This is a genomic window from Stenotrophomonas sp. UBA7606 (assembly GCF_002477705.1).
Lineage (GTDB): Bacteria > Pseudomonadota > Gammaproteobacteria > Xanthomonadales > Xanthomonadaceae > Stenotrophomonas.
This window is the reverse complement of sequence record NZ_DLJW01000094.1, coordinates 19944-41965: the sequence shown is the minus strand read 5'-3', so window position 1 is coordinate 41965 and position 22022 is coordinate 19944. Positions and strand designations below refer to the sequence as shown.

Sequence of the window (22022 nt, the reverse complement as noted above, 5' to 3'; positions counted from 1 at the left end):
GGCAACCCGGCCGTTTTCCTTTTCATGGGGGTAGCGCTAAAGTCGATCGCCAACGAAAGGAGCAGATGTGGAAATGACCAAGAGTGAAGGGGCAGCGAGGGCGCTGCCGGTGCAGGACGCGCGTATTTACCCGCGCGGCGGGCTGGATGTGCTGTCGCGGGCCGAGGTGGCGCGCCTGCGCGACGCCTCCAGTGGTGGCATGCACGAGCTGCTGCGGCGCTGTGCGCTGGCCGTGCTGACCAGTGGCAGCGCATCGGACGACCCGCGCGCTGCGCGTGACCTGTACCCGGACTTCGATGTGCAGGTGACCCAGCAGGACCGCGGCGTCCGCATCGACCTGACCAACGCGCCTGCGATGGCGTTCGTGGACGGTGAAATCATCCGAGGTATTGCCGAGCTGCTGTTCTCGGTGGTGCGCGACCTGGCCTACATGGCCATCGAGCTGGGGCCGGAATACGCCTCGGACCTTGAGAGTTCGGATGGCATCACCAATGCCGTGTTCGGCGTGCTGCGCAATGCGCGCATCCTGCAGCCCAGCGACCCCAACCTGGTGGTGTGCTGGGGTGGCCACTCCATCTCGCGCGACGAGTACCTCTACACCAAGCAGGTAGGCTACGAGCTTGGCCTGCGCAGCCTGGACATCTGCACCGGCTGTGGCCCGGGTGCGATGAAGGGGCCGATGAAGGGCGCCACCATTGCCCATGCCAAGCAGCGCAAGACCAATACACGTTACATCGGCATCACCGAACCGGGCATCATCGCCGCCGAATCGCCGAACCCGATCGTCAATCACCTGGTGATCATGCCGGACATCGAGAAGCGCCTGGAGGCCTTCGTGCGCCTTGGCCACGGCATCATCGTGTTCCCGGGTGGCGTTGGTACGGCCGAGGAGATCCTCTACCTGCTGGGCATCCTGCTGCGTGAGGAAAACAAGGAGCTGCCGTTCCCGCTGATCCTCAGTGGCCCGGCCATTGCCGCACCTTATTTCGAGCAGATCGACCGCTTCATCCGCCTGACCCTGGGTGACCAGGCGGCCGAACGCTACGAGATCATCGTTGGTGATCCGGTCGGGGTGGCGCGCAAGATGTCGCAGGGCATCAAGCGTGTGCGCGAGTTCCGCCTGGCGCACCGTGATTCGTTCTTCTACAACTGGCAGGTCGACATTCCGCTGGCCTACCAGCAGCCGTTCGTGCCCACGCATGAGGCGATGGCCGGGTTGGACCTGCACAAGGGGCGCCCGGCGCCGGACCTGGCGGCCGACCTGCGTCGCGCGTTCTCCGGCATCGTCGCCGGCAACGTCAAGGAGGAAAGCATGGCGCGGATCGAGGAGTTCGGTCCGTTCAGGATCCATGGTGACCCGGAGATGATGCAGGCCCTGGATGCGCTGCTGCGTGCCTTCGTCCAGCAGCGGCGCATGAAGATTTCCGGTGAGTACCACCCGTGTTACCAGGTGGTTGCATGAAGCAGCCGGGTTAGATCGGCAGGGTGATGGTGGTGATGTGGCGGCCGTTCCTGATACGTGTCGTCACATCGCCGTGCCCGCCGGTGAGTGCGCGGATCCGGGCCCGGGAAGATTCCAGGCCCACCTTGTGGCCGGTGTGCAGATTGGGCGCGGCGGCGGGGGGCAGGTCGTTTTCGATCAGGATTTCCAGCCTGTCCGACAGGCGTAGCAGTCGCACCAGAATGTGCCCGCCGTTGGCCGCTGGCTCCACGCCGTGGCGGATGGCGTTCTCGATCAGGGGTTGGATGGAGAGGGTGGGGACCTGTAGAGGCGGAATCGGCGAGGGGATGTCCCAGTCGACGCGCATACGGTCGCCAAAGCGCAGGCCTTCGATCTCCGCATAGCGGCGGGACAGGGCGATCTCCTCGCTGAGGGGTATTTCGCGGGGTCCCGCAAGCGCAGCCCGGAAAAGGTCGGCAAGATCCAGCAGCAAACGTTCGGCATCCTGCGGCCGCAGGTGTACCAGTGCCGCGCCGGTATTGAGCGTGTTGAACAGGAAATGCGGGCGGATGCGTGCCTGCAGGGCTTCCAGTTCGGCCTGTTTTGCCCGGACAGCGAGTTGCCTGAGCCGCCAATGGCTCTGGAAGGCGATCAGGGTCAGCAGGCCAACGAGCAAGGCCAGCGTGCTTATCTTGGTCGCAAACAGCAGCCAGCCCTCGGCGGGGGAGAGCCACGTGTTGCGCAGTACCAGCCACGCAAGCGCGGTCACCAGCCATGTACTGCAGAGCAGGGCGGTCAATGCAGCTGCTGCGATGCGGGCAGGGCTGGCGCGGCGCAGCCGGCGGCGCACCAGGTAGAGCATCGCCAGGGACGCCAGCGCAACCCATTGAATGGTGAAGGATGCCAGTCCGAAGTAGGTGAGCAGGTCCACGCGGGCGCTTTGTGACAACGTCAACAGGGCAGCCAGTGCCTCGCCGGTAAGCATGATGCGGATGATGGTCTGGGCCTGCGATAACGGGTCCAGTGGGTTGAGCTCTGTATGTGGCAGGGTCGACATGCGGCTGGGGATCCTGATGAGGCAGGGGAGCGGTGCCATTCGTGCACCCGATCAGGCCGTTCATCCCCGAACCGGTGGAGTGCGTATGCGGTGGCGAATAGAGTAAGTCGTCCAAATGGGGAAAGGTATGCCCAGCACTCTTCCAGTCGCCTGTCGCGCAGGCCTGCGTCGACGCGACATGGGGTTCAGCCTGGTCGAACTGGTGGTGACGGTAGCCATCGCTGCGATCCTTGCTGCAATCGCCATCCCGTCGTTTCGTTCCATGATCAACTCCAGCCGCCTGACCAGCCATGCCAATGAGCTGGTTGCGTCGTTGCAGCTGGCGCGCAGCGAGGCAATCAAGCGCAACGCCCGTGTCTCGGTCTGTGGCAGTGCAGATGGGGCAACCTGCGGCGGTGGCTGGGCCAAGAACTGGTTGACCGTGGTGGAAGCGGATGGCTCGGTACTGAGAGTCAATGCGGTCAAGGCGCCGGTAGTGGTGTCCTCGGGGGTTGACCGGGTCACTTTCCGTGCCGATGGCCTGTCCAGCACTGCGGTCAACAGCAGCATCATCGTCTGCATTCCGACCGGATCCCCGGCGGACAACCAGCGTGTCGTCACCCTTGCCTCGGCCGCGCGCGTCAGCAGCAGCCGGGCTGATGGTGGCGGTGCATGTCCTTGATGCGGGGTGATACAGGTGAAAAGTAAACTGTTTCGTTGCCGACGCGCGCCCTCGCCGACGTCCCAGGCGGGTGTCAGCCTGATCGAGGTGATGGTCTCGGTGCTGGTGCTAGGTGTGGCCTTGCTGGGCATCGCCGCCATGCAGGCGACGGCGTTGAGAAACGGCCAAAGTTCCCTGGAGCGCAGCCAGATCGTCGCCTATACCTATTCGGCCATTGATGCCATGCGCGCCAATCGTCAGGAGGCCCTGGCTGGTGCCTACAACACGGACGGCATGGAGTGCAGTGTCCCCGGGGGCGGCAGCCTGGCCCAGGACGACGTGAGTCGCTGGATGACGTCGCTGAAGAATGGCATCGCCAAGAATCCCGACGATGAAAGTGTCTGCGGCCAGATCACCTGCGCGGCGGAAGTATGTACGGTCACAGTGCAGTGGGACGACACCCGCGGAAAGCAGGGTGATGCGGCCGCAGACAATGCTGACAATGTTGAAGGCGGCGCGCAGCGCCAGGTGCAGACGGCGGTGCGGCTATGAGGCGTGTGCGTGCAATGACCTTGGGTTCAAGGGCTGGCATGGCCGGCATGACCCTGATCGAGCTGATGATCTCGTTGGTGATCGGGCTGGTGGTGCTTGGCGCGGTGGCGATGATTTTCCTGTCCAGCCAGCAGGCCTACCGCACCACCGATGGCCTGGGCAAGGTGCAGGAAAACATGCAGTTCGGTTTCGAGATGATGGCGCGGGATATCCGTGAGGCCGGTGGCAACCCCTGCGATATCGATCTTCCTGTGGCCAACGTGGCCGACCTTGGCGGCGCCAACTGGTGGAGTACCTGGTCGCAGCCCGTGCGCGGCTACGACAACGGCGCGCTCACAGGTTCTGTCGCCGGCACCGACGCCTTGCAGTTGTTGCTGGTCGGGGACGCCATCGCCAATGTCAGCGCGCACGCCGGCACCGTCCTCACCGTCGACAACGGCGGCGATTTTGCTACCAACGACGTATTGATGGTGTGCGATACCAAGCAGCTGGCCGTGTTCAAGGCGGGAGCGGTCAGTGCGACCAGTGTGAGCCATGCCAATGGCGGCAATTGCAGCAACAGCCTCAACGTACTGCCCGCGCCGTGCAATGCATCGGCACCGGCCTATGTTTACCCGCGCAACTCGGTGGTCAGCAAGCTCAATGGCGTGCGCTGGTTTGTGGCTGACAACGGCCGCGGTGGGCGCTCCCTGTTTCGAGTGCTCAATGGCGCGGCACGCGAGGAAATGGTCGAAGGCGTGAACGACATGCAGCTGGCCTACCTGCAGGACCCGGCAACCACCACCTATGTGGCCGCAGGTGCGGTGGCAGCCTGGCAGGACGTGTCCGCGGTGCGCATCACTTTTACCGTCAATAGCGACAGCGCGGTGGGCACAGGCAACGTGCCGTTGAGTCGCGATCTGGAGTACGTGGTCACCTTGAGGAGTCGCGCGCAATGAAGAACGTCCATTACCCGCCTGCGCAGGCGCTCCGGCAGCGCGGTGCCAGTCTTCTGGTCGTGCTGATCATCCTGGTGGTGATCACCTTGATTGGCTTGGCCAGCATTCGCGGCACGCTGCTGCGCGAGCGGATGAGCGGCAACATGTATGACCGCAGCCTGGCGTTCCAATCGGCCGAGTCAGCCTTGCGGGAGGCAGAAGTTGCGGTGCGTGCCGCCGTTGTATCGGGCAGTTCCATCGGTGTGGACTGCAGTCTGGCCAGTACCTCCTGCCCGATTCCGCCGGCCGACACCTACACCGGGGGTGGTGCCGGGTGGGTGGATGGCACTGCTACGCAGACGGTGGCTGCAGGGCGGCCGCAGTACTACGTTCAGTACCTTGGGCAGCGCGAAAGTACCGACGAACTGCAGCAGAACCAGAGCGCCAATGCCAATCAGTATGGCGGTGGCGGGGGCGTCACGCTCGAATCGTTCTATCGCATCATCGCCCGCAGTCATGATCCCGCCACGGTCACCGACCGCGCGGTGGTGGTGCTGCAGTCCAACATCACGGTCAAGTAAGTACCGTCGCCTTGGGGCTCTGAAAGATCATGAAAAAGACAATCCTTGAAACCAATCGCAGGACCGGGGCGGTGAGCGGACGTCTCGGTGCTTTTGCCATCGGCCTGTTTGCGGCCTTGTGTTCGGTACAGGTGCCGGCAGTCGAGATCGCACAGTCGCCGATGTATGTCGGCAGCGATGTGCCGGGTAACCTGGTGCTGGTACCGTCGGTGGAATACCCGACACTGATCAGTCAGGCGAATATCGGCAATTACGATAAGGGTCGCCGTTACTCAGGCTACTTTGATCCTGAAAAGTGCTATCTGTACAAATACAGCACCGTCGAGACCGAGCGGTACTTCTATCCCACTGCCAAGGCCAGCTCATTCGCCTGCGCCACAGACAAACAGTGGAGTGGTAATTTCATGAACTGGGCAGCCACCCAGACCATCGATCCCTTCCGTTCAGGACTCACCGGTGGCTACCGTGTGGTGGACACTCCCACGGAAACCGTTCTGGAAAAGGCGCGCCACCACCGTGGGGATCTGTACCCGGATCGTTCTGTGCCTGCGTCCGGGAATGATGCAACCCTGGTCAAGAATGCTACTGGGTCGACTTGGAACAGCATGACTGTGCGGATAGCAAATCTTGGCAACAAGATGCGCTTCACATCCACTGGCAGTATCGGAGGGACAACCGTTGTTGATTACAACCCCGCCAAGCACGCATTGAAGACTGGTAGTGGTAGCGATGCAGCTACGCTCTATGAAGTCAGCGTGCGGGTGAAGGTCTGTGATGCCAGTGTGGGGGTCGAAAGCAACTGCGTGCAGTATTCGCAGGGGTGGAAACCTGAGGGTTTGATTCAAGAGTATTCCAAGCGGATCCGTTACAGTATTTTCGGTTTCCTGAATGAATCCGGGAATTCGCGAAATGGCGGCGTGATGCGTGCGCGCCAGAAGTTTGTCGGGCCGAACAGCTATTACCCGGAGCTGGGTACGCTCGATAACGTCAACAAGGAGTGGAATCCGACCACGGGTGTGCTGGTCAAGAACCCTGATCCCGCCGATGCTGCAGGCACCAGTATCAGTGGAATCGCGGACAGTGGTGTTATCAATTACTTGAACAAGTTCGGCCAGATGACATCGGCTGCGCCCAAGAGCAATGACCCCGTCAGCGAACTTTATTATGCAGCACTGCGTTATTTCCGCGGACAAGGCAACGTGGCTGCGTATACAAATAATATCAACTACACCTATGCCGATGGATTCCCTGTTATTACAGACTGGGATGATCCCATTCGTTATTCCTGCCAGGTGAATGCGGCTCTTGGTATTGGCGACGTAAATACCCACGAGGATCGTGATATTCCAAATAATCCGGATAAGGATTACGATCTCGCGGTCAAGTACACACAGAAAATTTTCGACCTTGAGGGCATCACCACCAAGGCGAATGCGGTGTTCAGTGGGCGCGGCAACTCGGCGTTCATCGCTGGCTTGGCCTATTACGCCAATACCAATGACATCCGGAAGGACGATGCTGCCAAGCCGAACACGGTTGGCATGCAGACGCTATCCACTTACTGGGTGGATGTTCGCGAAAATCAGGTGTTGTTGCCGAAGGCCACCAATCAGTATTGGCTGACAGCAAAGTACGGTGGCTTTGACGTGCCCTTGGGCTTTGATCCGTTGACCACCGGTGCGTTGCAGGAATCGTGGTGGCATACCAATACGGACTACCTGGATGGTAGTGGTGTCACCAGTACCAAGAACAATTATCCGCGTCCGGACAATTTTTACGTGGCCAGCGAGGCGGACAAGATGGTTGCCAGCCTGCGGCAGGCGTTCGAATCGATCGCCAAGCGCGCAGAGGGCTCTGCCAGTTCCTTTGCTGCAAACTCTACCAAGCTGGAGGCAGGTGCGCGCACTTTCCAAGCGCAGTTTGTTACAGGCCAGAACCGCGAATGGGCCGGTCGTCTGTATGCGTACGACGTCAACACATCCACCGGCGCGTTGACGCAGGCGTGGTCGGCGGCTGATCAGTTTCCGGTCTGGGGTCCGACCAATGCCACCACCAATGCCCGCAAGATTTACTACAACAATGGCGGCCGGTTGGCGGATTTCCAGGGTTCGATCAACGGCCTGTCCACGGGCGTTGTCAATTATCTGCGCGGTGATCGTTCCGGGGAGAAGAGTAATGGCGGCGCTTTCCGTAACCGCCTGAGTCTGCTGGGGGACATCGTCAACTCGCAGCCGGTGTATGTCGGCACCCCGAACAGCCGACTGTACGTCAATAGTTCATTCACCGGTGCTTCCGGCTACGCCGCCTTTGCCTCCGCACAGGCAGGCCGCACGCCGGTTGTGTACGTTGGCGCAAACGACGGCATGTTGCATGGTTTCAATGCCAATACGGGCAAGGAACTGTTTGCTTTCGTGCCTACCGAAGGCATGGCCAAATTGTCGGGTACCCAGAAGTTCACGGACCCCAACTACGAGCATACCTATACTGTTGATGGCGCGATGACCGCGGCAGATTGGTACGACGGTGCACGCTGGCGCACTGCATTGATCGGCACCATGGGGCGTGGTGGCAAGACCATCTTCGCACTGGATGTCACCAACCCGGCGTCACCGACGTTGATGTGGGAAATCAATGATGCGGCGCTGGGCAACAACCTTGGACAGCCGATCGTCTCGCAGGTGGCCGATGGCGATTGGCGCGTAGTGCTGGGTAACGGGCCGAACAGCACCGACGGCATTGCCAAGCTGGTGGTGATCGATCTCGCCGATGGCGATGTGTCGACCATTTCCACCGCGGTCGGGGGCGACAACGGCCTCTCAGGGGTCAATGCATGGTCCGCCGCCGGCAATGGCCTGGTGGATACGGTGTACGCTGGCGACCTGAAGGGAAACCTCTGGCGTTTCAAGCTTGCTACCGGAACCGTCAGTCTGCTGTACGCCGCGGGAGCCGCCAAGCCGATCACCGCTGCACCGCTGGTGGCGGTGAATCCCAAGACCCTGCAGACCTGGGTTTTCGTGGGCACCGGGCGTTATCTGAATTCGGCTGATCGCGCCAACAAGAACGTGCAGACCTGGTATGGCCTGGTTGACAAGGGGTCGACCATCTCCGGCACCGCTGGCTTGAAGGAGGTAAGCATTGTCAATGAGGGCAAGGTCGGTGGGTACGACGTGCGCGTGCTGGAGCGCATTTCGGCGCCTGGTACCGATGGCTGGTTCATGAACCTGGTGCCTTCGACGGGTGTTGCCGCAGGGGAACGTATGGTGGTGCCCAACTTCTTCCAGGGGCTTACGCTGATTGGCACCACACGTATCCCGGATTCGGCCGACGTATGCAGTCCGACAGGCAGGGGTTTCACCATGGCGATCGATCCGTTCACCGGTGGGCGTCTGTCCGGTGGCTTCTTCGATGCCAATGGCGATGGCGTGATCGATAGCAAGGATTCGCTGGATGGTGCGCCGGTCTCGGGTATTGGCTATGGCAGCAGCCCGAACAACCCGATCTTTATTGGCGACACCATGTATACAAGCTTGGACGACGGTAGCTACCAGAAGACCAAGACCAACACCAACAATGGCAATATCAAGCGCGTCTCCTGGCGCGAGCTTGCGGGGGATTGAAGGGGATGAACAACATGGTTCGCGTACAGCGTAGGTCGGGTTTGGTGCCGCGTGAGGCGGGCTTTACCTTGGTGGAGTTGATGGTCGTTGTCGCAGTGATTGCGATCCTGTCGGCCATTGTCTATCCCAATTATCGGGATTATGTAGTCAAGGCGCGGCGTACTGCGGTTGAGGGGTGCCTGCAGCAGCATGCGCAGACGATGGAGCGGTTTCATACCACCAACCTGACGTATGTAGGGGCGCCGGCGCCCACCTGCGAGGCTGATCTGAACAGCTTCTATGTGGTTGGTTTCCAGGGCGGGGATCCCACCGCGCGCGCCTACATTCTGGAGGCTGTCCCTACGTCCAGTCAGAAGGATCCGAAATGCGGAACGCTGACGATCAATGCGCAGGGTGTGCGGACCAAGAGCGGTACTGCCTCGGTAGGCGAGTGCTGGTAAGGCAGCTATCCGGAAAAGCCGCCAGAAATGGCGGTTTTTTTTTAGCGGACGAGTCCTGATTGTTGCAGCGGAGTGTTGCGTCCCGCAAAACACAAAGCCCGCCTTGCGGCGGGCTTTGTGTTTATTTATTTGGCGCCCGAAGTTGGACTCGAACCAACGACCCCCTGATTAACAGTCAAGTGCTCTAACCGGCTGAGCTATTCGGGCGGGGAGGCGCATTCTACTCGGCGAGATGAAGGAGTGCAACACCTGTGCTTCACGGAGGGCACCTTTGCGCGCCGCGACCTGAAGTGCTTCGCACACGTCCGCTGTTGTTGATGATGATCGCTGCCTGCAGGGCGCCGGAGGGATCACAGAATCGGATGGTCTGGTTGGAGCCCGCGCTGCGCCCGTCGGCCAGATAGCGCACATGGGAGCGTCCGGCGGAGCCAAATACCCTGAGCTTCGGTTGTCGGGCGCCCAGGGTGACGCGGATGATGTCGTATGGGGCGTTTGCTCTTCCGTCACCGTCCGGATCCAGGAAAACCAGCCATGAGGTCCCCCAGTCGCCCCTGTGGCTGCATCGATTGCCGTCGACTGTCGGGCAGATCAGGGTTGGCTGACGACGCCATAGCGCGGTCGCCCGTGTCAGGTGCAGGTGCGCAACCAGCGCGTTCTGGGCCGAGATGGCACGCTGGCGGTGCAGTGTCTGCTGCAGCTTGGGCAGTGCAATGGCTGCGAGGATTGCTGCTATCACCAGGCAGATAATGAACTCAGGCAGGGTGAAGCCCGGCGTGGGGCGGCGTTGGGTTGCGACGTGGAGGGGCAGGGGCATGGCGGTCGGTTCGCGCGTTTTGTGAAGTGCAGCGTGGTGGAAAAAGCTGGCCAAAGCGTTCGCTGCGTCCAGCCCCTGAACATGGGTTTAGCGCTCGCCGGGATGTGAGGCCCGGGCTCGCTATACTGAAATGTCTCCCAAGTCGTGCTGCCCTCATGTCCGACAGCTTCCAGCTCGTATCGCCGTATTCGCCCTCGGGCGACCAGCCGGCCGCCATCGATAAGCTGGTGTCCAATTTCGAGGCGGGCATCGCCAAACAGACCCTGCTGGGCGTGACCGGCTCCGGCAAGACCTACACCATCGCCAACGTGGTGCAGCAGGTGCAGCGTCCAACCCTGGTGATGGCGCCCAACAAGACCTTGGCCGCGCAGCTGTACGGTGAGTTCAAGGCATTCTTCCCGAACAATGCGGTGGAGTACTTCGTCAGCTACTACGATTACTACCAGCCCGAGGCCTATGTGCCGTCGTCGGATACCTTCATCGAGAAGGACAGCTCGATCAACGAACACATCGAGCAGATGCGTCTGGCGGCAACCAAAACCCTGCTGTCGCGGCCAGATGCGATCGTCGTTGCCACGGTATCGGCAATCTATGGCCTGGGTGCGCCGGAAGACTACCTGTCGCTGCGCTTGATCCTGTCCAAGGGCGAGCGCATCGACCAGCGCGACCTGATAAAGCACCTGACCCAGCTGCAATACACCCGCAACGAATACGAGCTGCAGCGCGGTACCTTCCGCGTGCGTGGCGAGATTATCGATGTGTTTCCGGCAGAACTGGATAGCGAGGCGGTGCGCATCGAACTGTTCGATGGCGAGATCGAGCAGCTGAGCATGTTCGACCCGCTGACCGGCGAAAGTCTGCGCAAGATGCAGCGCTACACCATCTATCCGAAGACGCATTACGCCACTACGCGTGAGCGGGTGCTGGCGGCGGTGGACACCATCAAGGTCGAGCTCAAGGAGCGGCTGGAGCAGCTTTACGCACAGAACAAACTGGTCGAGGCGCAGCGCCTGGCGCAGCGCACCCAGTTCGATCTGGAGATGATGGCCGAGGTGGGCTACTGCAACGGCATCGAGAATTACTCGCGGCACCTCACCGGCAAGGCGCCGGGCGAGCCGCCGCCGACCCTGTTCGACTACCTGCCGCCGGATGCCCTGCTGGTCATCGACGAGTCACACGTGACCATTCCGCAGATCGGCGCCATGTACAAGGGCGATCGCTCGCGCAAGGAAACCCTGGTGGAATTCGGCTTCCGCCTGCCGTCGGCGCTGGACAACCGGCCACTGCGTTTCGAGGAGTGGGAGGCGCGCTCGCCGCGTGCGATCTATGTCTCGGCCACGCCCGGCCCTTACGAACTGCGTGAGTCCGGCGATGACATCACCGAGCTGGTGGTGCGTCCGACCGGCCTGATCGATCCGCAGGTGGAGATCCGCCCGGTCGGCACCCAGGTGGACGACCTGATGTCCGAGTGCAATGCGCGCATCAAGATGGGGGACCGTGTGCTGGTCACCACCCTGACCAAGCGCATGGCCGAGAACCTGACCGAGTACCTGGGTGAACACGGCATCCGCGTGCGCTACCTGCACTCGGATGTGGACACCGTGGAGCGGGTGGAGATCATCCGTGACCTGCGCCTGGGCAAGTTCGACGTGCTGGTTGGCATCAACCTCCTGCGCGAGGGCCTGGACATGCCGGAGGTGTCGCTGGTGGCGATCCTGGATGCGGACAAGGAGGGCTTCCTGCGCTCGACTGGCTCGCTGATCCAGACCATCGGCCGCGCTGCCCGCAATGTGCGCGGCAAGGCGATCCTCTACGCCGACAAGATGACCCGTTCGATGCAGGCGGCCATCGACGAAACCGATCGTCGCCGGCAGAAGCAGGTGGAGTACAACGAGGCGCATGGCATCGTGCCCAAGTCGGTGGCGCGGCCGATTGTCGATATCCTCGAAGGCGCCCACGAAGAGAGCTCGCCCAAGTCCAGCGCCAAGGGCAGGGGCCGCCGCGTCGCCGAGCCGGAGGCCGATTACCTGCCGCTGGAGCCGGCCAAGCTGGCCGCGCGCATCAAGGAGCTGGAGCAGCAGATGTACCAGCATGCCCGCGACCTGGAGTTCGAGGACGCGGCGCGCGTGCGCGACCAGATCCATCGCCTCAAGGAGGCCAACCTGGGCTGAGGCGGCCCAAGGTGAAATTCTTTGCGGAAACTATTGTTCTTCGTCGCAAGCAGGGTTAAGATACGCGCCCTCGCAACGCTGAACTGGTTGCTGAGAAGGGCGGTTAGCTCAGCGGTAGAGCACTACCTTGACATGGTAGGGGTCACAGGTTCGAACCCTGTACCGCCCACCACTTCCTTGCGAAGTGGCTACGAAAACCCGGTGGCAACCGGGTTTTTTCATTTTCAGTCAGCGTTGTCGCGCGGCGTTCACGGGTATAACCTTGGTCGCAGGCGTCGATAGTTGTATCGGGCGGTTAGCTCAGCGGTAGAGCACTACCTTGACATGGTAGGGGTCACAGGTTCGAACCCTGTACCGCCCACCACTTCCCTGGGAAGTGGCCTGTAAAAGCCCGGCTTTGGCCGGGTTTTTGCGTTTCAGACCCCCGTGCAGCGTTGCGGCTGAGGCAGTCGGCGCGGGATTGGTTTAAGATCAGCACATCCAAGCTGACGGCATCCAAGGTGGCCCGCGCCAAGCGCCGGCCGAGCGTGTGACATGAGCACTACCATCGCCCACTGCTGATTCAACGCCACCGCCCTGATGCAGGCGCCGTCGTGGCGCTTTTTTATTGCCCGCAATTCCCTTGAAACTCCCGTGAAGCCACGCCGCCCGGCATGGTTTCCAGCCCGCCCGGCGGGCCGTGACCTTTGGTGAACCTCATGATCAACATCACTCTCCCAGACGGCAGCGTCCGTCAGTTCGAAAACCCGGTCAGCGTCATGGACGTTGCCCAGTCCATCGGTGCCGGCCTGGCCAAGGCCACCATCGCCGGTGCTGTCGATGGCGTGCAGGTCGATGCCAGTGACGTGATCGATCACGATGCCGCGCTGCGCATCATCACCGCCAAGGACGAGGAGGGTGTGGAGATCATTCGCCACTCCTGCGCCCACCTGGTAGGGCATGCGGTGAAGCAGCTGTATCCGGACGCCAAGATGGTGATCGGCCCGGTCATCGCCGAAGGTTTCTACTACGACATCTACAACGAGCGCCCGTTCACGCCGGAAGACATGGCGGCGATCGAGAAGCGCATGGGTGAGCTGATCGCGCAGGATTACGACGTCATCAAGAAGATGACGCCGCGCGCCGAAGTGGTCGAGATCTTCAAGGCCCGTGGCGAGGACTACAAGCTGCGCCTGATCGAGGACATGTCCGAGGACATCACCGCGATGGGCATGTACTACCACCAGGAATACGTGGACATGTGTCGCGGCCCGCACGTGCCGAACACGCGCTTCCTGAAGTCCTTCAAGCTGATGCGCATCTCCGGTGCGTACTGGCGCGGCGATGCCAAGAACGAGCAGCTGCAGCGCATCTACGGCACTGCCTGGGCCGACAAGAAGCAGCTTGAGGCCTATATCAAGCGCATTGAAGAGGCCGAAATGCGCGACCACCGCCGCATCGGCAAGCAGCAGGACCTGTTTCATCTGCAGGAAGAAGCGCCGGGCCTGGTGTTCTGGCACCCGAAGGGCTGGTCGATCTGGCAGGTGGTCGAGCAGTACATGCGCAATGTCTACCGCCAGAGCGGCTACGGCGAAGTGCGTTGCCCGCAGATCCTGGACGTGAGCCTGTGGAAGAAGTCCGGTCACTGGGACAACTACCAGGACAACATGTTCTTCACCGAGTCCGAGAAGCGGACTTATGCGGTCAAGCCGATGAACTGCCCGGGCCACGTGCAGGTATTCAACCAGGGCCTGCACAGCTACCGCGACCTGCCGATCCGCTACGGCGAATTTGGTTCCTGCCACCGCAACGAGCCGTCCGGCGCGCTGCACGGCATCCTGCGCGTGCGTGGCTTCACCCAGGACGACGGCCATATCTTCTGCACCGAGGATCAGGTCGAGGCGGAAGTGACCGCGTTCCACCAGCAGGCGCTGGCGGTTTACCAGCACTTCGGCTTCGAGGAAATCCAGATCAAGATCGCCCTGCGCCCGGAATCGCGCCTGGGTGACGACGCCACCTGGGACAAGGCCGAAGGTGCGCTGCGCACGGCGCTGTCGCATTGCGGCGTGGAATGGCAGGAGTTGCCGGGCGAGGGCGCCTTCTATGGCCCGAAGATCGAGTACCACCTGAAGGACGCCATCGGCCGTACCTGGCAGCTGGGCACCATGCAGGTCGATTTCATGATGCCGGGCCGTCTGGGGGCTGAATACGTTGACGAAAACAGCCAGAAGCGCCATCCGGTGATGCTGCACCGGGCCATCGTCGGCTCGATGGAGCGTTTCCTGGGCATCCTGATCGAGCACCACGCCGGTTCGTTCCCGACCTGGCTGGCGCCGGTACAGGTGATGGTGGCCAATATCACCGACGCCCAGGCCGAATACGTCGAACAGGTTCGCAAAACCCTTGCAAATCAAGGCTTCCGGGTTGACGCGGATTTGCGCAACGAGAAAATCGGCTATAAGATTCGCGAGCATACGCTGCAGCGCGTGCCGTATTTGCTGGTCGTGGGTGACCGCGAGAAGGAAAACGGGGCGGTCGCAGTGCGCACGCGGTCCGGTGAAGACCTTGGTTCGATGTCGGTTCAAGCCTTCATTGAACGGCTGCAAGCAGAATTGAAGTAAGTAGAGCCCCGGCCCCGGCGGCACCGCCGTCGGACCGGTTCTAATCCACTCGGAGATTGCAATATCAGTACCCCTGACAACAAACAGAACCGTCGCAACCAGGAAATCCGCGTTCCGCGTGTGCGCGTGATCGGTAGTGATGGCGAAATGATCGGCGTGTTGTCGCGCGACGAAGCGCTGTCGATGGCTGAGGATGAAGGTCTGGACCTGGTTGAAATCCAGCCCCAGGCTGATCCGCCTGTCTGCAAGATCATGGACTTCGGCAAGTTCAAGTTCGAGATGCAGAAGAAGGCCAACGAGGCCAAGAAGAAGACCAAGCAGGTCGAGATCAAGGAAGTGAAGTTCCGTCCGGTAACGGACGAGGGCGACTACCAGATCAAGCTGCGCAACATGCGCCGTTTCCTCGAGGACGGCGACAAGATCAAGGTCAACATCCGCTTCCGTGGCCGCGAAATGAGCCATCAGGAACTGGGTCGCGAGATGGCCAACCGGATCGAGGCTGATCTGGGCGAGGACATCGTGATCGAGTCCCGTCCGCGCCTGGAAGGCCGGCAGATGGTCATGATGATCGCGCCGAAGAAGAAGTAAGCCGAAGGCCTTGCGGCCGTCGTTTTGCTGAACAGGGAGGGGCTTTGGCCGCCTCCCTGTTTGCTTGCCTGTTCAGCTGATCTGGGTGCCGGCCTGCTTGCGATTTGCAAGTGACTGGCGCGCAAGGCATAATGGGCGGCCCGGTTCGCCGGGTTTGTTGTTTGCTTCACCCCCAGGACCTGCCTGCCTCCAGTGGGAGCGCGGGCTTTTGACAGACAAGGGCAAGGATGGAAAGTGTGGGTCAGCCCACCGCCCAGTCAGTAAAGAGACCATCAAGGACATAGCAATGCCCAAGATCAAGACCAACCGGGCGGCGGCCAAGCGTTTCCGCAAGACCGCCTCCGGCAAGTACAAGTGCGGTCACGCCAACCGTAGCCACATCCTCACGAAGAAAGCGACCAAGCGGAAGCGTAACCTGCGTCAGACGAATCACGTCCGCGCAGAAGACGCAGGCCGTCTGGACCGTATGCTTCCCTACCTCTGAGGACTGAACCATGGCACGAGTAAAGCGTGGTGTGCAGGCGCGCCGCCGCCACAAGAAAGTATTGGATCTCGCCAAGGGCTATTACAACGCCCGTCGCAAGGTCTTCCGCGTTGCCAAGCAGGCAGTCATCAAGGCACAGCAGTACGCCTACATTGGCCGTAAGCAGAAGAAGCGCAATTTCCGTTCGCTGTGGATCACCCGCATCAATGCGGCTGCCCGCATCAACGGCCTGAGCTACAGCCGTTTCATGAACGGCCTGCTGAAGGCTGGTATCACCCTGGACCGTAAGGTTCTGGCTGATATCGCCGTGCACGACGCAGCCGGTTTTGCCGCTCTGGCAGAAAAGGCCAAGGGCGCACTGGCGGCATAAGTTCTTCCTGCAGCAGTTGTAGCGTTCACGCGCAGCGGCTGTGGTGAGACAATGCATGGGGAAGGGCGCAAGTCCTTCCCCATTCTTTTTTGTGTTGGTTGCCGCAGCGCTTGCTTGCGCGGCGATCAGGCACTGGTGGCGACGGGGGTCGGCCCGGCGCATACCGCGTAGGCATGCCGGCCAGAGGTTTCGTCGATCCCATGAGTGACATCCAATCCTTGACCGCGCAGGCGCTGGCCGATGTGGCCGCGGCGCAGAGCCCGGAAACGCTGGAAAACCTGCGTGTTTCGCTGTTGGGCAAGAGCGGCAGCATCACGGCCCAGCTCAAGCAGCTTGGCGCCTTGCCGGCCGACGAGCGCAAGGCAGCAGGCGAGGCGATCAATATCGCGCGTGACGCGGTGTCCTCGGCCCTGGGTGAGCGCAAGGCGCTGCTGGAAAACGCCGCGCTGGACGCACGCCTGGCCGCTGAAAGCATCGATGTCACCCTGCCGGGCCGTCATGGCGAGCGCGGCGGCCTGCACCCGGTCACGCGCACCCTGGAGCGCATCACCGAGATCTTCGGTCGCCTGGGTTACGAACTGTCCGAAGGCCCGGAAATCGAAGACGACTGGCACAACTTCGAGGCGCTGAACTTCCCGCCGCACCACCCGGCGCGCGCCATGCACGACACCTTCTACTTCGGCGACGGCCGCCTGCTGCGCACGCATACCTCCGGTGTGCAGGTGCGCTACATGGGCGACCACAAGCCGCCGCTGCGCATGATTGCCGCCGGCAAGGTGTACCGCAGCGACAGCGACCAGACCCACTCGCCGATGTTCCATCAGGTTGAAGGCCTGCTGGTGGACGAACACTCCACCTTCGCCGATCTGAAGGGCACCTTGTCCGAGTTCGTGCGCGCCTTCTTCGAGCGCGACTTTGAGATGCGTTTCCGCCCGAGCTACTTCCCCTTCGTGGAGCCGGGTGCGGAAGTGGACATTGCCTGGCAGCAGCCCGATGGCAGCACCCGCTGGCTGGAAGTGCTGGGCTGCGGCATGGTCCACCCGAACGTGCTGAAGTCGGTTGGCATCGACCCGGAGCGCTACACCGGCTTCGCTTTCGGCCTGGGCGTGGAGCGTTTCGCGATGCTGCGTTACGGCGTCAACGACCTGCGCGCCTTCTTCGAGAACGACGTCCGCTTCCTCAAGCAGTTCGCGTAAACGAGCGGCTGTAGTGCCGAGCCATGCTCGGCAACTCCTGCTCGGCTCAATAACGTTGACCAACCCCAGGCGCAAAGCGCCGGGTATCAACAAAGAACCGCAACGGGAGGCGCGCCTCCCCTCAAGGTAACCACATGAAATTCTCTGAAAGCTGGCTGCGCAGCCACGTACCAACCACCGCCTCGCGCGACGAACTCAGTGCTGTGCTGACTGCCATTGGTCTGGAAGTCGAAGAAGTCACCGCGCTGGGCGCAGGCCTGGACAATGTGGTGGTCGCGCGCATCGTCGAAGCTACCCGCCATCCGGAAGCTGACCGTCTGCAGATCTGCAAGGTCGATGCAGGCCAGGCTGAGCTGCTGCAGATCGTCTGCGGCGCGCCGAATGCGCGCCCGGGTCTGGTCGCACCGCTGGCCATGGTGGGTGCACAGCTCGGCGAGCTGAAGATCAAGCCGGCCAAGCTGCGCGGCGTGGAATCCAACGGCATGCTGTGCTCGGCCAAGGAACTGGGCCTGGACAATGATGCTTCCGGCCTGCTGGAACTGCCGGACGACGCACCGGTTGGCACCGCGCTGGTTGAGTACCTCGGCCTGCCGGATGCCAGCATCGAGATCAAACTCACCCCGAACCGCGCTGACTGCTTCAGCGTACGCGGCATCGCCTTCGACGTGGCTGCAGCTACCCGCAGCGAGGTGAAGCCGTTTGCCGCCGACGCCGTGCCGGCCGTGGGTACGCGCGAGCTGACCATCCAGCTCGACGCCGGTGCCGACGCGCCGCGTTATCTCGGCCGCGTGATCGAGGGCGTCAATGCCGCCGCGACCACCCCGCTGTGGATGGCCGAGCGCCTGCGCCGCAGCGGCGTGCGCCCGGTATCGCTGCTGGTGGATATCACCCAGTACGTGATGCTGGAACTCGGCCAGCCGATGCACGCCTACGACCTGGATACGCTGAAGGGGCCGATCGCAGTGCGCCGCTCGCGTGCTGGTGAAAGCCTCAAGCTGCTGGACGGCCGCGACGCCGCGCTGGACGACAGCTTCCTGGTGGTCACCGATGCCGACCGTCCGGTCGGCCTGGCCGGCCTGATGGGCGGCTTCGATACCCGCGTTACCGACGCCACCAGCAAGGTCTTCCTGGAGGCCGCGCACTTCGCCCCGGCGGCCATCATGGGCCGCGGCCGCAAGCTGGGCCTGCACACCGACGCCGGCCACCGCTTCGAGCGTGGCGTTGATCCGCAGCTGCCGCGCGTTGCCATCGAATATGCCACCCGGCTGGTGCTGGACCTGGCCTGCGGCACGCCGGCGCCGGTCACCGAGGCCGTGCGTGAGGCCGACCTGCCGGTCGCCGCCAACATCCACCTGCGCCGCGCCCGCATCCTTCGCGTGCTGGGCATCCAGATCGATGACGCCGAAGTGGAGCGCATCCTGCGCGCGCTCGGGATGCAGGTCGAGGCGGCTGCCGATGGCTGGACCGTTACCGGCCCCAGCCGTCGTTTCGACATCGCCATCGAAGAAGACCTGATCGAGGAGCTGGCCCGTATCCACGGCTATGAGTCCATCCCGACCACCTTGCCGGGCGGCGCTGCACGCATCGCCATGCCCAGCGAAACCCGTCTGGATGACCTCAGTGTGCGCCGCCAGCTGGTGGCCCGCGAAATGCTGGAAACCATCAACTTCGCCTTCGTCGATGCCGAGCTGTTGAAGCAGTGGCAGCAGAACGATGGTCTGGTCGCACTGGCCAACCCGCTGTCGGCCGAGCTGGCAGTGATGCGCCCGTTGCTGCTGCCGGGTCTGGTGGCCACGCTGGGCCGCAACGTCGCCCGCCAGGCTGGCCGCGTACGCCTGTTCGAGATTGGCCGCGTGTTCGAGGCGCAGGCCGGGGAGGGCAAGCCCGCACCCAAGGAAACCGTGCGTGTTGCCGCTGCGGTGTGTGGCGATGCTGCCACCCTGCAGTGGGGTGAAAAGGCGCGCAAGGTTGATTTCCATGACCTCAAGGGTGACCTGGAATCGCTGGCCGCCGCCTCCGGCGCCGTGCTGGAGTTCCGCGCCTCGCAGCGTCCTTACGCGCATCCGGCGCGTTCGGCCGATATCTGGCGCGATGGGCAGTGCATCGGCTGGATCGGCCAGCTGCATCCGCGCCTGACCAAGGCCATGGAAGTGGACGTGGACGTGTACGGCTTCGAGCTGGACTTGGCGCCGCTGGCGGCGCGTTCGCTGCCGCGTTCCAACGAACTGTCGCGCTTCCCGGCCGTGCGCCGTGACCTGGCCGTGGTCGTAGCTGAATCAGTCAGCTGGGCCGAGCTGTCCGCCACCATCCGCGGCGCCGGCGGTGAGCTGCTGCGCGATGTCGCACTGTTCGACCGTTATGTCGGCCAGGGTGTCGAGCCAGGCTTCAAGAGTTTGGCTATGGGCTTGATTTTGCAGGACAAGTCGCGCACCCTGACGGACCGTGACGTGGAAGCCGTAGTCACCGATGTGGTGGCGGCGATTGATCACGGGCACGGCGCAAAGATCCGTGGCTGAAGCGGGATACAGGGAGCAGGCATGGCATTGACCAAGGCGGAGATGGCGGATCGTTTGTTTGACGAAGTCGGTCTGAACAAGCGTGAGGCCAAGGAGTTTGTCGACGCGTTTTTCGATGTGTTGCGCGATGCATTGCAACAGGGACGTCAGGTGAAGCTGTCGGGCTTCGGCAATTTCGATCTGCGGCGCAAGAACCAGCGCCCGGGTCGCAACCCCAAGACCGGCGAGGAAATTCCGATTTCCGCCCGTACGGTAGTCACCTTCCGTCCGGGCCAGAAGCTCAAGGAGCGGGTGGAGGCATATGCTGGATCCGGGCAGTAACCGCGAACTTCCGCCGATTCCGGCCAAGCGCTACTTCACCATTGGTGAGGTCAGCGAGCTGTGCGACGTCAAGCCGCACGTGCTGCGCTACTGGGAAACCGAGTTTCCCAGCCTTGAGCCGGCCAAGCGCCGTGGCAACCGTCGTTACTATCAGCGCCATGACGTGCTGATGGTCCGGCAGATCCGCGGCCTGCTGTACGAACAGGGCTACACCATCGGTGGCGCCCGCCTGCGGCTGGAAGGCGAGGGCGCCCGCGAAGAGTCGGCGCTGAGCAACCAGATCATCAAGCAGGTACGCATGGAGCTGGAAGAAGTATTGCAACTGCTCCGTCGTTGATCTTTTTTGTGTGAAAACCGGTATAATCACCGGCTCGCCGCAAGGCGAAAGCAGTAACGATCGGGGCGTAGCGCAGCCTGGTAGCGCATCTGCCTGGGGGGCAGAGGGTCGTCGGTTCAAATCCGGCCGTCCCGACCACTACTGCAATACGAACAAGGGCTTGCGCTTCATTGCGCAGGCCCTTTTTCGTTGCCCGCGTGGTTTGCTCCCTGCGCCGTGGCGCATGGAGCCGTCAGTCTTGGTAGGCGAAACTTGGCTGGGACACGCCTTCGACGGTGACCTGTTCAACGAACATGGCATATGGCCTGACCCACAGGCCCCGGTCGCCATACAGGGGCTTGTATAGGACCACTGCTTCCAATGTTTCGCTGCTCCGGGCGAGGCCGATCACCTCGTATTCGCCGCCTTTGAAATGGCGATAGCGTCCGAGCGTGAGATTGGGAAGGGGAGGGAGGTCGGACATCGATGATTTCTCTGTCGGGTATGGGGGATCGTAGTAAGTCAAACAAAGGGCTGCCCTGCGAGCTGAAAGCAAGGACAACCTTGATCCCTGGCGGAGAGGGATCAAGGTCCCAGTTTGCTCGCCGCGACCAAGCCGCGAAGATCGGGAGCTGCGTCGCCGCAAAGCATTGCGGTAGTTCCGCACCTGATTTCTGCCTGGTCGGCTGCCGGCAGGCTGGGGTGGAAAGCTGCTTCGTTCCTCAGCGCTTGCCCAGGTAGCCTTCCACTACTTGCCTGGCCAGCGTCAGGTTGGTGGCGAGGGTAGGGCCTAGGAGTGCGCGCGTGGCGGGGCCGTTGCTGAGGCTCAAACCGCGGATATCGAGGGACTGCCTTATGCGCTTGCCGACGAATCTCTCCAATGCTGGAGATCCTGCCAATGAGGCTCGGATTTCGCGCATTTCGATGATCGCTTCGCGCCAAGCTTTTTCATCCGGGGTGGCGGAAGAAAAGACGGTGATGAGCCTGTCCAAGGTGATCAACATGTCGTGGAGCAGGGTGTCTTGGGGCATGTTCTTTTCCTTCGGCAGAGGATGAATCTTAGCGGCTGCCGGATGGGTTAAAAACCTGGAAGTGCGGCGCTACCCCAGCGCCGTTGTGTGATCGGGCTCCAGGCACAGAGTCCAGTCTGGCAGGCGTCCATGCCGCTGCACTTGCTCCTCCACATGAAGTAAGGCGCATGGAAACGCCCAGCTCACGGCAGACATCCTTGCTCCGTTTTCCGGCCTCAACCTGCTTCAACGTCGTGCCGATCTGGCGCTTCGTGAAATTTTTCGGCTTCGCGGATCTGCCCGGGCTGGTTTGCCGGGGACCACCAGGAATACCTGGATCAAATCAACGGGAAGCCGAGCAGCTTCTGCGCGCCAAGGCGCCGCAAGGCGT

20 protein-coding genes, 4 tRNA genes and 1 pseudogene are annotated in these 22022 nt (G+C 62.1%); 19 read left to right on the top strand and 6 right to left on the bottom strand.

Annotated features, from left to right (window positions below; all coding sequences use genetic code 11):
• Positions 1-73 precede the first annotated feature (73 nt).
• Complete coding sequence (gene ppnN / locus B2527_RS12015) at positions 74-1462, top strand: nucleotide 5'-monophosphate nucleosidase PpnN (RefSeq protein WP_293713811.1); 1389 nt, start codon at positions 74-76, stop codon at positions 1460-1462.
• 10 nt (positions 1463-1472) lie between these two features.
• Here the strand turns inward: ppnN and B2527_RS12010 are convergent, their stop codons facing one another.
• Positions 1473-2372: a sensor histidine kinase gene (locus tag B2527_RS12010; protein ID WP_293713809.1), complete on the bottom strand. Its 900-nt coding sequence runs from the start codon at positions 2370-2372 to the stop codon at positions 1473-1475.
• A gap of 253 nt (positions 2373-2625) precedes the next feature.
• Between B2527_RS12010 and B2527_RS12005 the strand changes: the two genes are divergently transcribed.
• The 6 genes from B2527_RS12005 to B2527_RS11980 are packed head-to-tail and all read left to right on the top strand — an operon-like array spanning position 2626 to position 9245.
• Positions 2626-3159, top strand: coding sequence for a GspH/FimT family pseudopilin (locus B2527_RS12005; protein WP_293713807.1), 534 nt, complete (start codon positions 2626-2628; stop codon positions 3157-3159).
• 15 nt (positions 3160-3174) lie between these two features.
• A complete protein-coding gene (locus B2527_RS12000) occupies positions 3175-3690 on the top strand; it encodes a prepilin-type N-terminal cleavage/methylation domain-containing protein (protein WP_293713805.1) in 516 nt (171 codons plus the stop codon).
• Positions 3691-3704: 14 nt separating this feature from the next.
• Positions 3705-4628 (top strand): PilW family protein, encoded by a 924-nt coding sequence (locus B2527_RS11995; protein ID WP_293713804.1) that lies wholly within the window; start codon positions 3705-3707, stop codon positions 4626-4628.
• Positions 4625-5188, top strand: coding sequence for a pilus assembly PilX family protein (locus B2527_RS11990; RefSeq protein ID WP_293713803.1), 564 nt, complete (start codon positions 4625-4627; stop codon positions 5186-5188). Before B2527_RS11995 ends, B2527_RS11990 begins: the two co-directional genes overlap by 4 nt.
• Before the next feature lie 29 nt (positions 5189-5217).
• Positions 5218-8805, top strand: coding sequence for a pilus assembly protein (locus B2527_RS11985; RefSeq protein WP_293713801.1), 3588 nt, complete (start codon positions 5218-5220; stop codon positions 8803-8805).
• A 5-nt stretch (positions 8806-8810) separates the two neighbouring features.
• Positions 8811-9245, top strand: a complete 435-nt coding sequence (locus tag B2527_RS11980; RefSeq protein ID WP_293713799.1) for a type IV pilin protein — start codon at positions 8811-8813, stop codon at positions 9243-9245.
• A 130-nt stretch (positions 9246-9375) separates the two neighbouring features.
• Here B2527_RS11980 and B2527_RS11975 read toward each other — a convergent pair.
• Both B2527_RS11975 and B2527_RS11970 read right to left on the bottom strand, forming a co-directional pair.
• Positions 9376-9452, bottom strand: a tRNA-Asn gene (locus B2527_RS11975).
• Positions 9453-9501: 49 nt separating this feature from the next.
• Positions 9502-10113: a GspH/FimT family pseudopilin gene (locus B2527_RS11970; RefSeq protein WP_293713797.1), complete on the bottom strand. Its 612-nt coding sequence runs from the start codon at positions 10111-10113 to the stop codon at positions 9502-9504.
• A gap of 101 nt (positions 10114-10214) precedes the next feature.
• Between B2527_RS11970 and uvrB the strand changes: the two genes are divergently transcribed.
• The 12 genes from uvrB (at position 10215) to B2527_RS11910 (ending at position 20780) form a co-directional block, all read left to right on the top strand.
• Positions 10215-12230: an excinuclease ABC subunit UvrB gene (gene uvrB, locus B2527_RS11965; RefSeq protein WP_293713795.1), complete on the top strand. Its 2016-nt coding sequence runs from the start codon at positions 10215-10217 to the stop codon at positions 12228-12230.
• A gap of 97 nt (positions 12231-12327) precedes the next feature.
• A tRNA-Val gene (locus B2527_RS11960) sits at positions 12328-12402 on the top strand.
• A gap of 117 nt (positions 12403-12519) precedes the next feature.
• Positions 12520-12594, top strand: a tRNA-Val gene (locus B2527_RS11955).
• 334 nt (positions 12595-12928) lie between these two features.
• Entirely contained in the window at positions 12929-14830 is a 1902-nt protein-coding gene (thrS, locus tag B2527_RS11950; protein ID WP_293713793.1) for a threonine--tRNA ligase, read from the top strand.
• Between the two features lie 63 nt (positions 14831-14893).
• Positions 14894-15418, top strand: a complete 525-nt coding sequence (gene infC, locus B2527_RS11945) for a translation initiation factor IF-3 (RefSeq protein ID WP_293713848.1) — start codon at positions 14894-14896, stop codon at positions 15416-15418.
• A gap of 286 nt (positions 15419-15704) precedes the next feature.
• Positions 15705-15902, top strand: coding sequence for a 50S ribosomal protein L35 (gene rpmI / locus B2527_RS11940; protein WP_002811096.1), 198 nt, complete (start codon positions 15705-15707; stop codon positions 15900-15902).
• A gap of 10 nt (positions 15903-15912) precedes the next feature.
• Positions 15913-16272 carry a 50S ribosomal protein L20 gene (gene rplT, locus B2527_RS11935; protein ID WP_054657697.1) on the top strand — a complete coding sequence of 120 codons (360 nt, stop codon included), beginning with the start codon at positions 15913-15915 and terminating at the stop codon, positions 16270-16272.
• Positions 16273-16472: 200 nt separating this feature from the next.
• Positions 16473-17468: a phenylalanine--tRNA ligase subunit alpha gene (gene pheS, locus B2527_RS11930; protein ID WP_293712521.1), complete on the top strand. Its 996-nt coding sequence runs from the start codon at positions 16473-16475 to the stop codon at positions 17466-17468.
• 134 nt (positions 17469-17602) lie between these two features.
• The gene (gene pheT / locus B2527_RS11925) at positions 17603-19984 is read left to right on the top strand and encodes a phenylalanine--tRNA ligase subunit beta (protein WP_293712520.1); all 2382 of its coding nucleotides are present in this window, start codon (positions 17603-17605) and stop codon (positions 19982-19984) included.
• A 21-nt stretch (positions 19985-20005) separates the two neighbouring features.
• The gene (locus tag B2527_RS11920) at positions 20006-20305 is read left to right on the top strand and encodes an integration host factor subunit alpha (RefSeq protein WP_232147785.1); all 300 of its coding nucleotides are present in this window, start codon (positions 20006-20008) and stop codon (positions 20303-20305) included.
• Complete coding sequence (locus B2527_RS11915; RefSeq protein ID WP_057629341.1) at positions 20286-20642, top strand: MerR family transcriptional regulator; 357 nt, start codon at positions 20286-20288, stop codon at positions 20640-20642. The genes B2527_RS11920 and B2527_RS11915 overlap by 20 nt, the downstream gene beginning before the upstream one ends.
• 61 nt (positions 20643-20703) lie before the next feature.
• Positions 20704-20780 (top strand) — tRNA-Pro (locus B2527_RS11910).
• 94 nt (positions 20781-20874) lie between these two features.
• Here B2527_RS11910 and B2527_RS11905 read toward each other — a convergent pair.
• From B2527_RS11905 to B2527_RS11895, 3 genes and pseudogenes are all read right to left on the bottom strand, one after another.
• Positions 20875-21105 carry a DUF1653 domain-containing protein gene (locus tag B2527_RS11905; RefSeq protein ID WP_293712515.1) on the bottom strand — a complete coding sequence of 77 codons (231 nt, stop codon included), beginning with the start codon at positions 21103-21105 and terminating at the stop codon, positions 20875-20877.
• A gap of 238 nt (positions 21106-21343) precedes the next feature.
• Entirely contained in the window at positions 21344-21652 is a 309-nt protein-coding gene (locus B2527_RS11900; protein ID WP_293712513.1) for a hypothetical protein, read from the bottom strand.
• A gap of 122 nt (positions 21653-21774) precedes the next feature.
• Positions 21775-21962: pseudogene (locus B2527_RS11895) on the bottom strand (transposase); the annotation flags it as partial.
• Between the last annotated feature and the right edge of the window lie 60 nt (positions 21963-22022).

Coding starts and splice junctions, on each gene's coding strand:
- ppnN (WP_293713811.1), top strand. CDS start 74: ATGACCAAGAGTGAAGGGGCAGCGAGGGCGCTGCCGGTGCAGGACGCG.
- B2527_RS12005 (WP_293713807.1), top strand. CDS start 2,626: ATGCCCAGCACTCTTCCAGTCGCCTGTCGCGCAGGCCTGCGTCGACGC.
- B2527_RS11995 (WP_293713804.1), top strand. CDS start 3,705: ATGACCTTGGGTTCAAGGGCTGGCATGGCCGGCATGACCCTGATCGAG.
- B2527_RS11990 (WP_293713803.1), top strand. CDS start 4,625: ATGAAGAACGTCCATTACCCGCCTGCGCAGGCGCTCCGGCAGCGCGGT.
- B2527_RS11985 (WP_293713801.1), top strand. CDS start 5,218: ATGAAAAAGACAATCCTTGAAACCAATCGCAGGACCGGGGCGGTGAGC.
- B2527_RS11980 (WP_293713799.1), top strand. CDS start 8,811: ATGAACAACATGGTTCGCGTACAGCGTAGGTCGGGTTTGGTGCCGCGT.
- uvrB (WP_293713795.1), top strand. CDS start 10,215: ATGTCCGACAGCTTCCAGCTCGTATCGCCGTATTCGCCCTCGGGCGAC.
- thrS (WP_293713793.1), top strand. CDS start 12,929: ATGATCAACATCACTCTCCCAGACGGCAGCGTCCGTCAGTTCGAAAAC.
- rpmI (WP_002811096.1), top strand. CDS start 15,705: ATGCCCAAGATCAAGACCAACCGGGCGGCGGCCAAGCGTTTCCGCAAG.
- rplT (WP_054657697.1), top strand. CDS start 15,913: ATGGCACGAGTAAAGCGTGGTGTGCAGGCGCGCCGCCGCCACAAGAAA.
- pheS (WP_293712521.1), top strand. CDS start 16,473: ATGAGTGACATCCAATCCTTGACCGCGCAGGCGCTGGCCGATGTGGCC.
- pheT (WP_293712520.1), top strand. CDS start 17,603: ATGAAATTCTCTGAAAGCTGGCTGCGCAGCCACGTACCAACCACCGCC.
- B2527_RS11920 (WP_232147785.1), top strand. CDS start 20,006: ATGGCATTGACCAAGGCGGAGATGGCGGATCGTTTGTTTGACGAAGTC.
- B2527_RS11915 (WP_057629341.1), top strand. CDS start 20,286: ATGCTGGATCCGGGCAGTAACCGCGAACTTCCGCCGATTCCGGCCAAG.
- B2527_RS11905 (WP_293712515.1), bottom strand. CDS start 21,105: ATGTCCGACCTCCCTCCCCTTCCCAATCTCACGCTCGGACGCTATCGC.
- B2527_RS11900 (WP_293712513.1), bottom strand. CDS start 21,652: ATGCCCCAAGACACCCTGCTCCACGACATGTTGATCACCTTGGACAGG.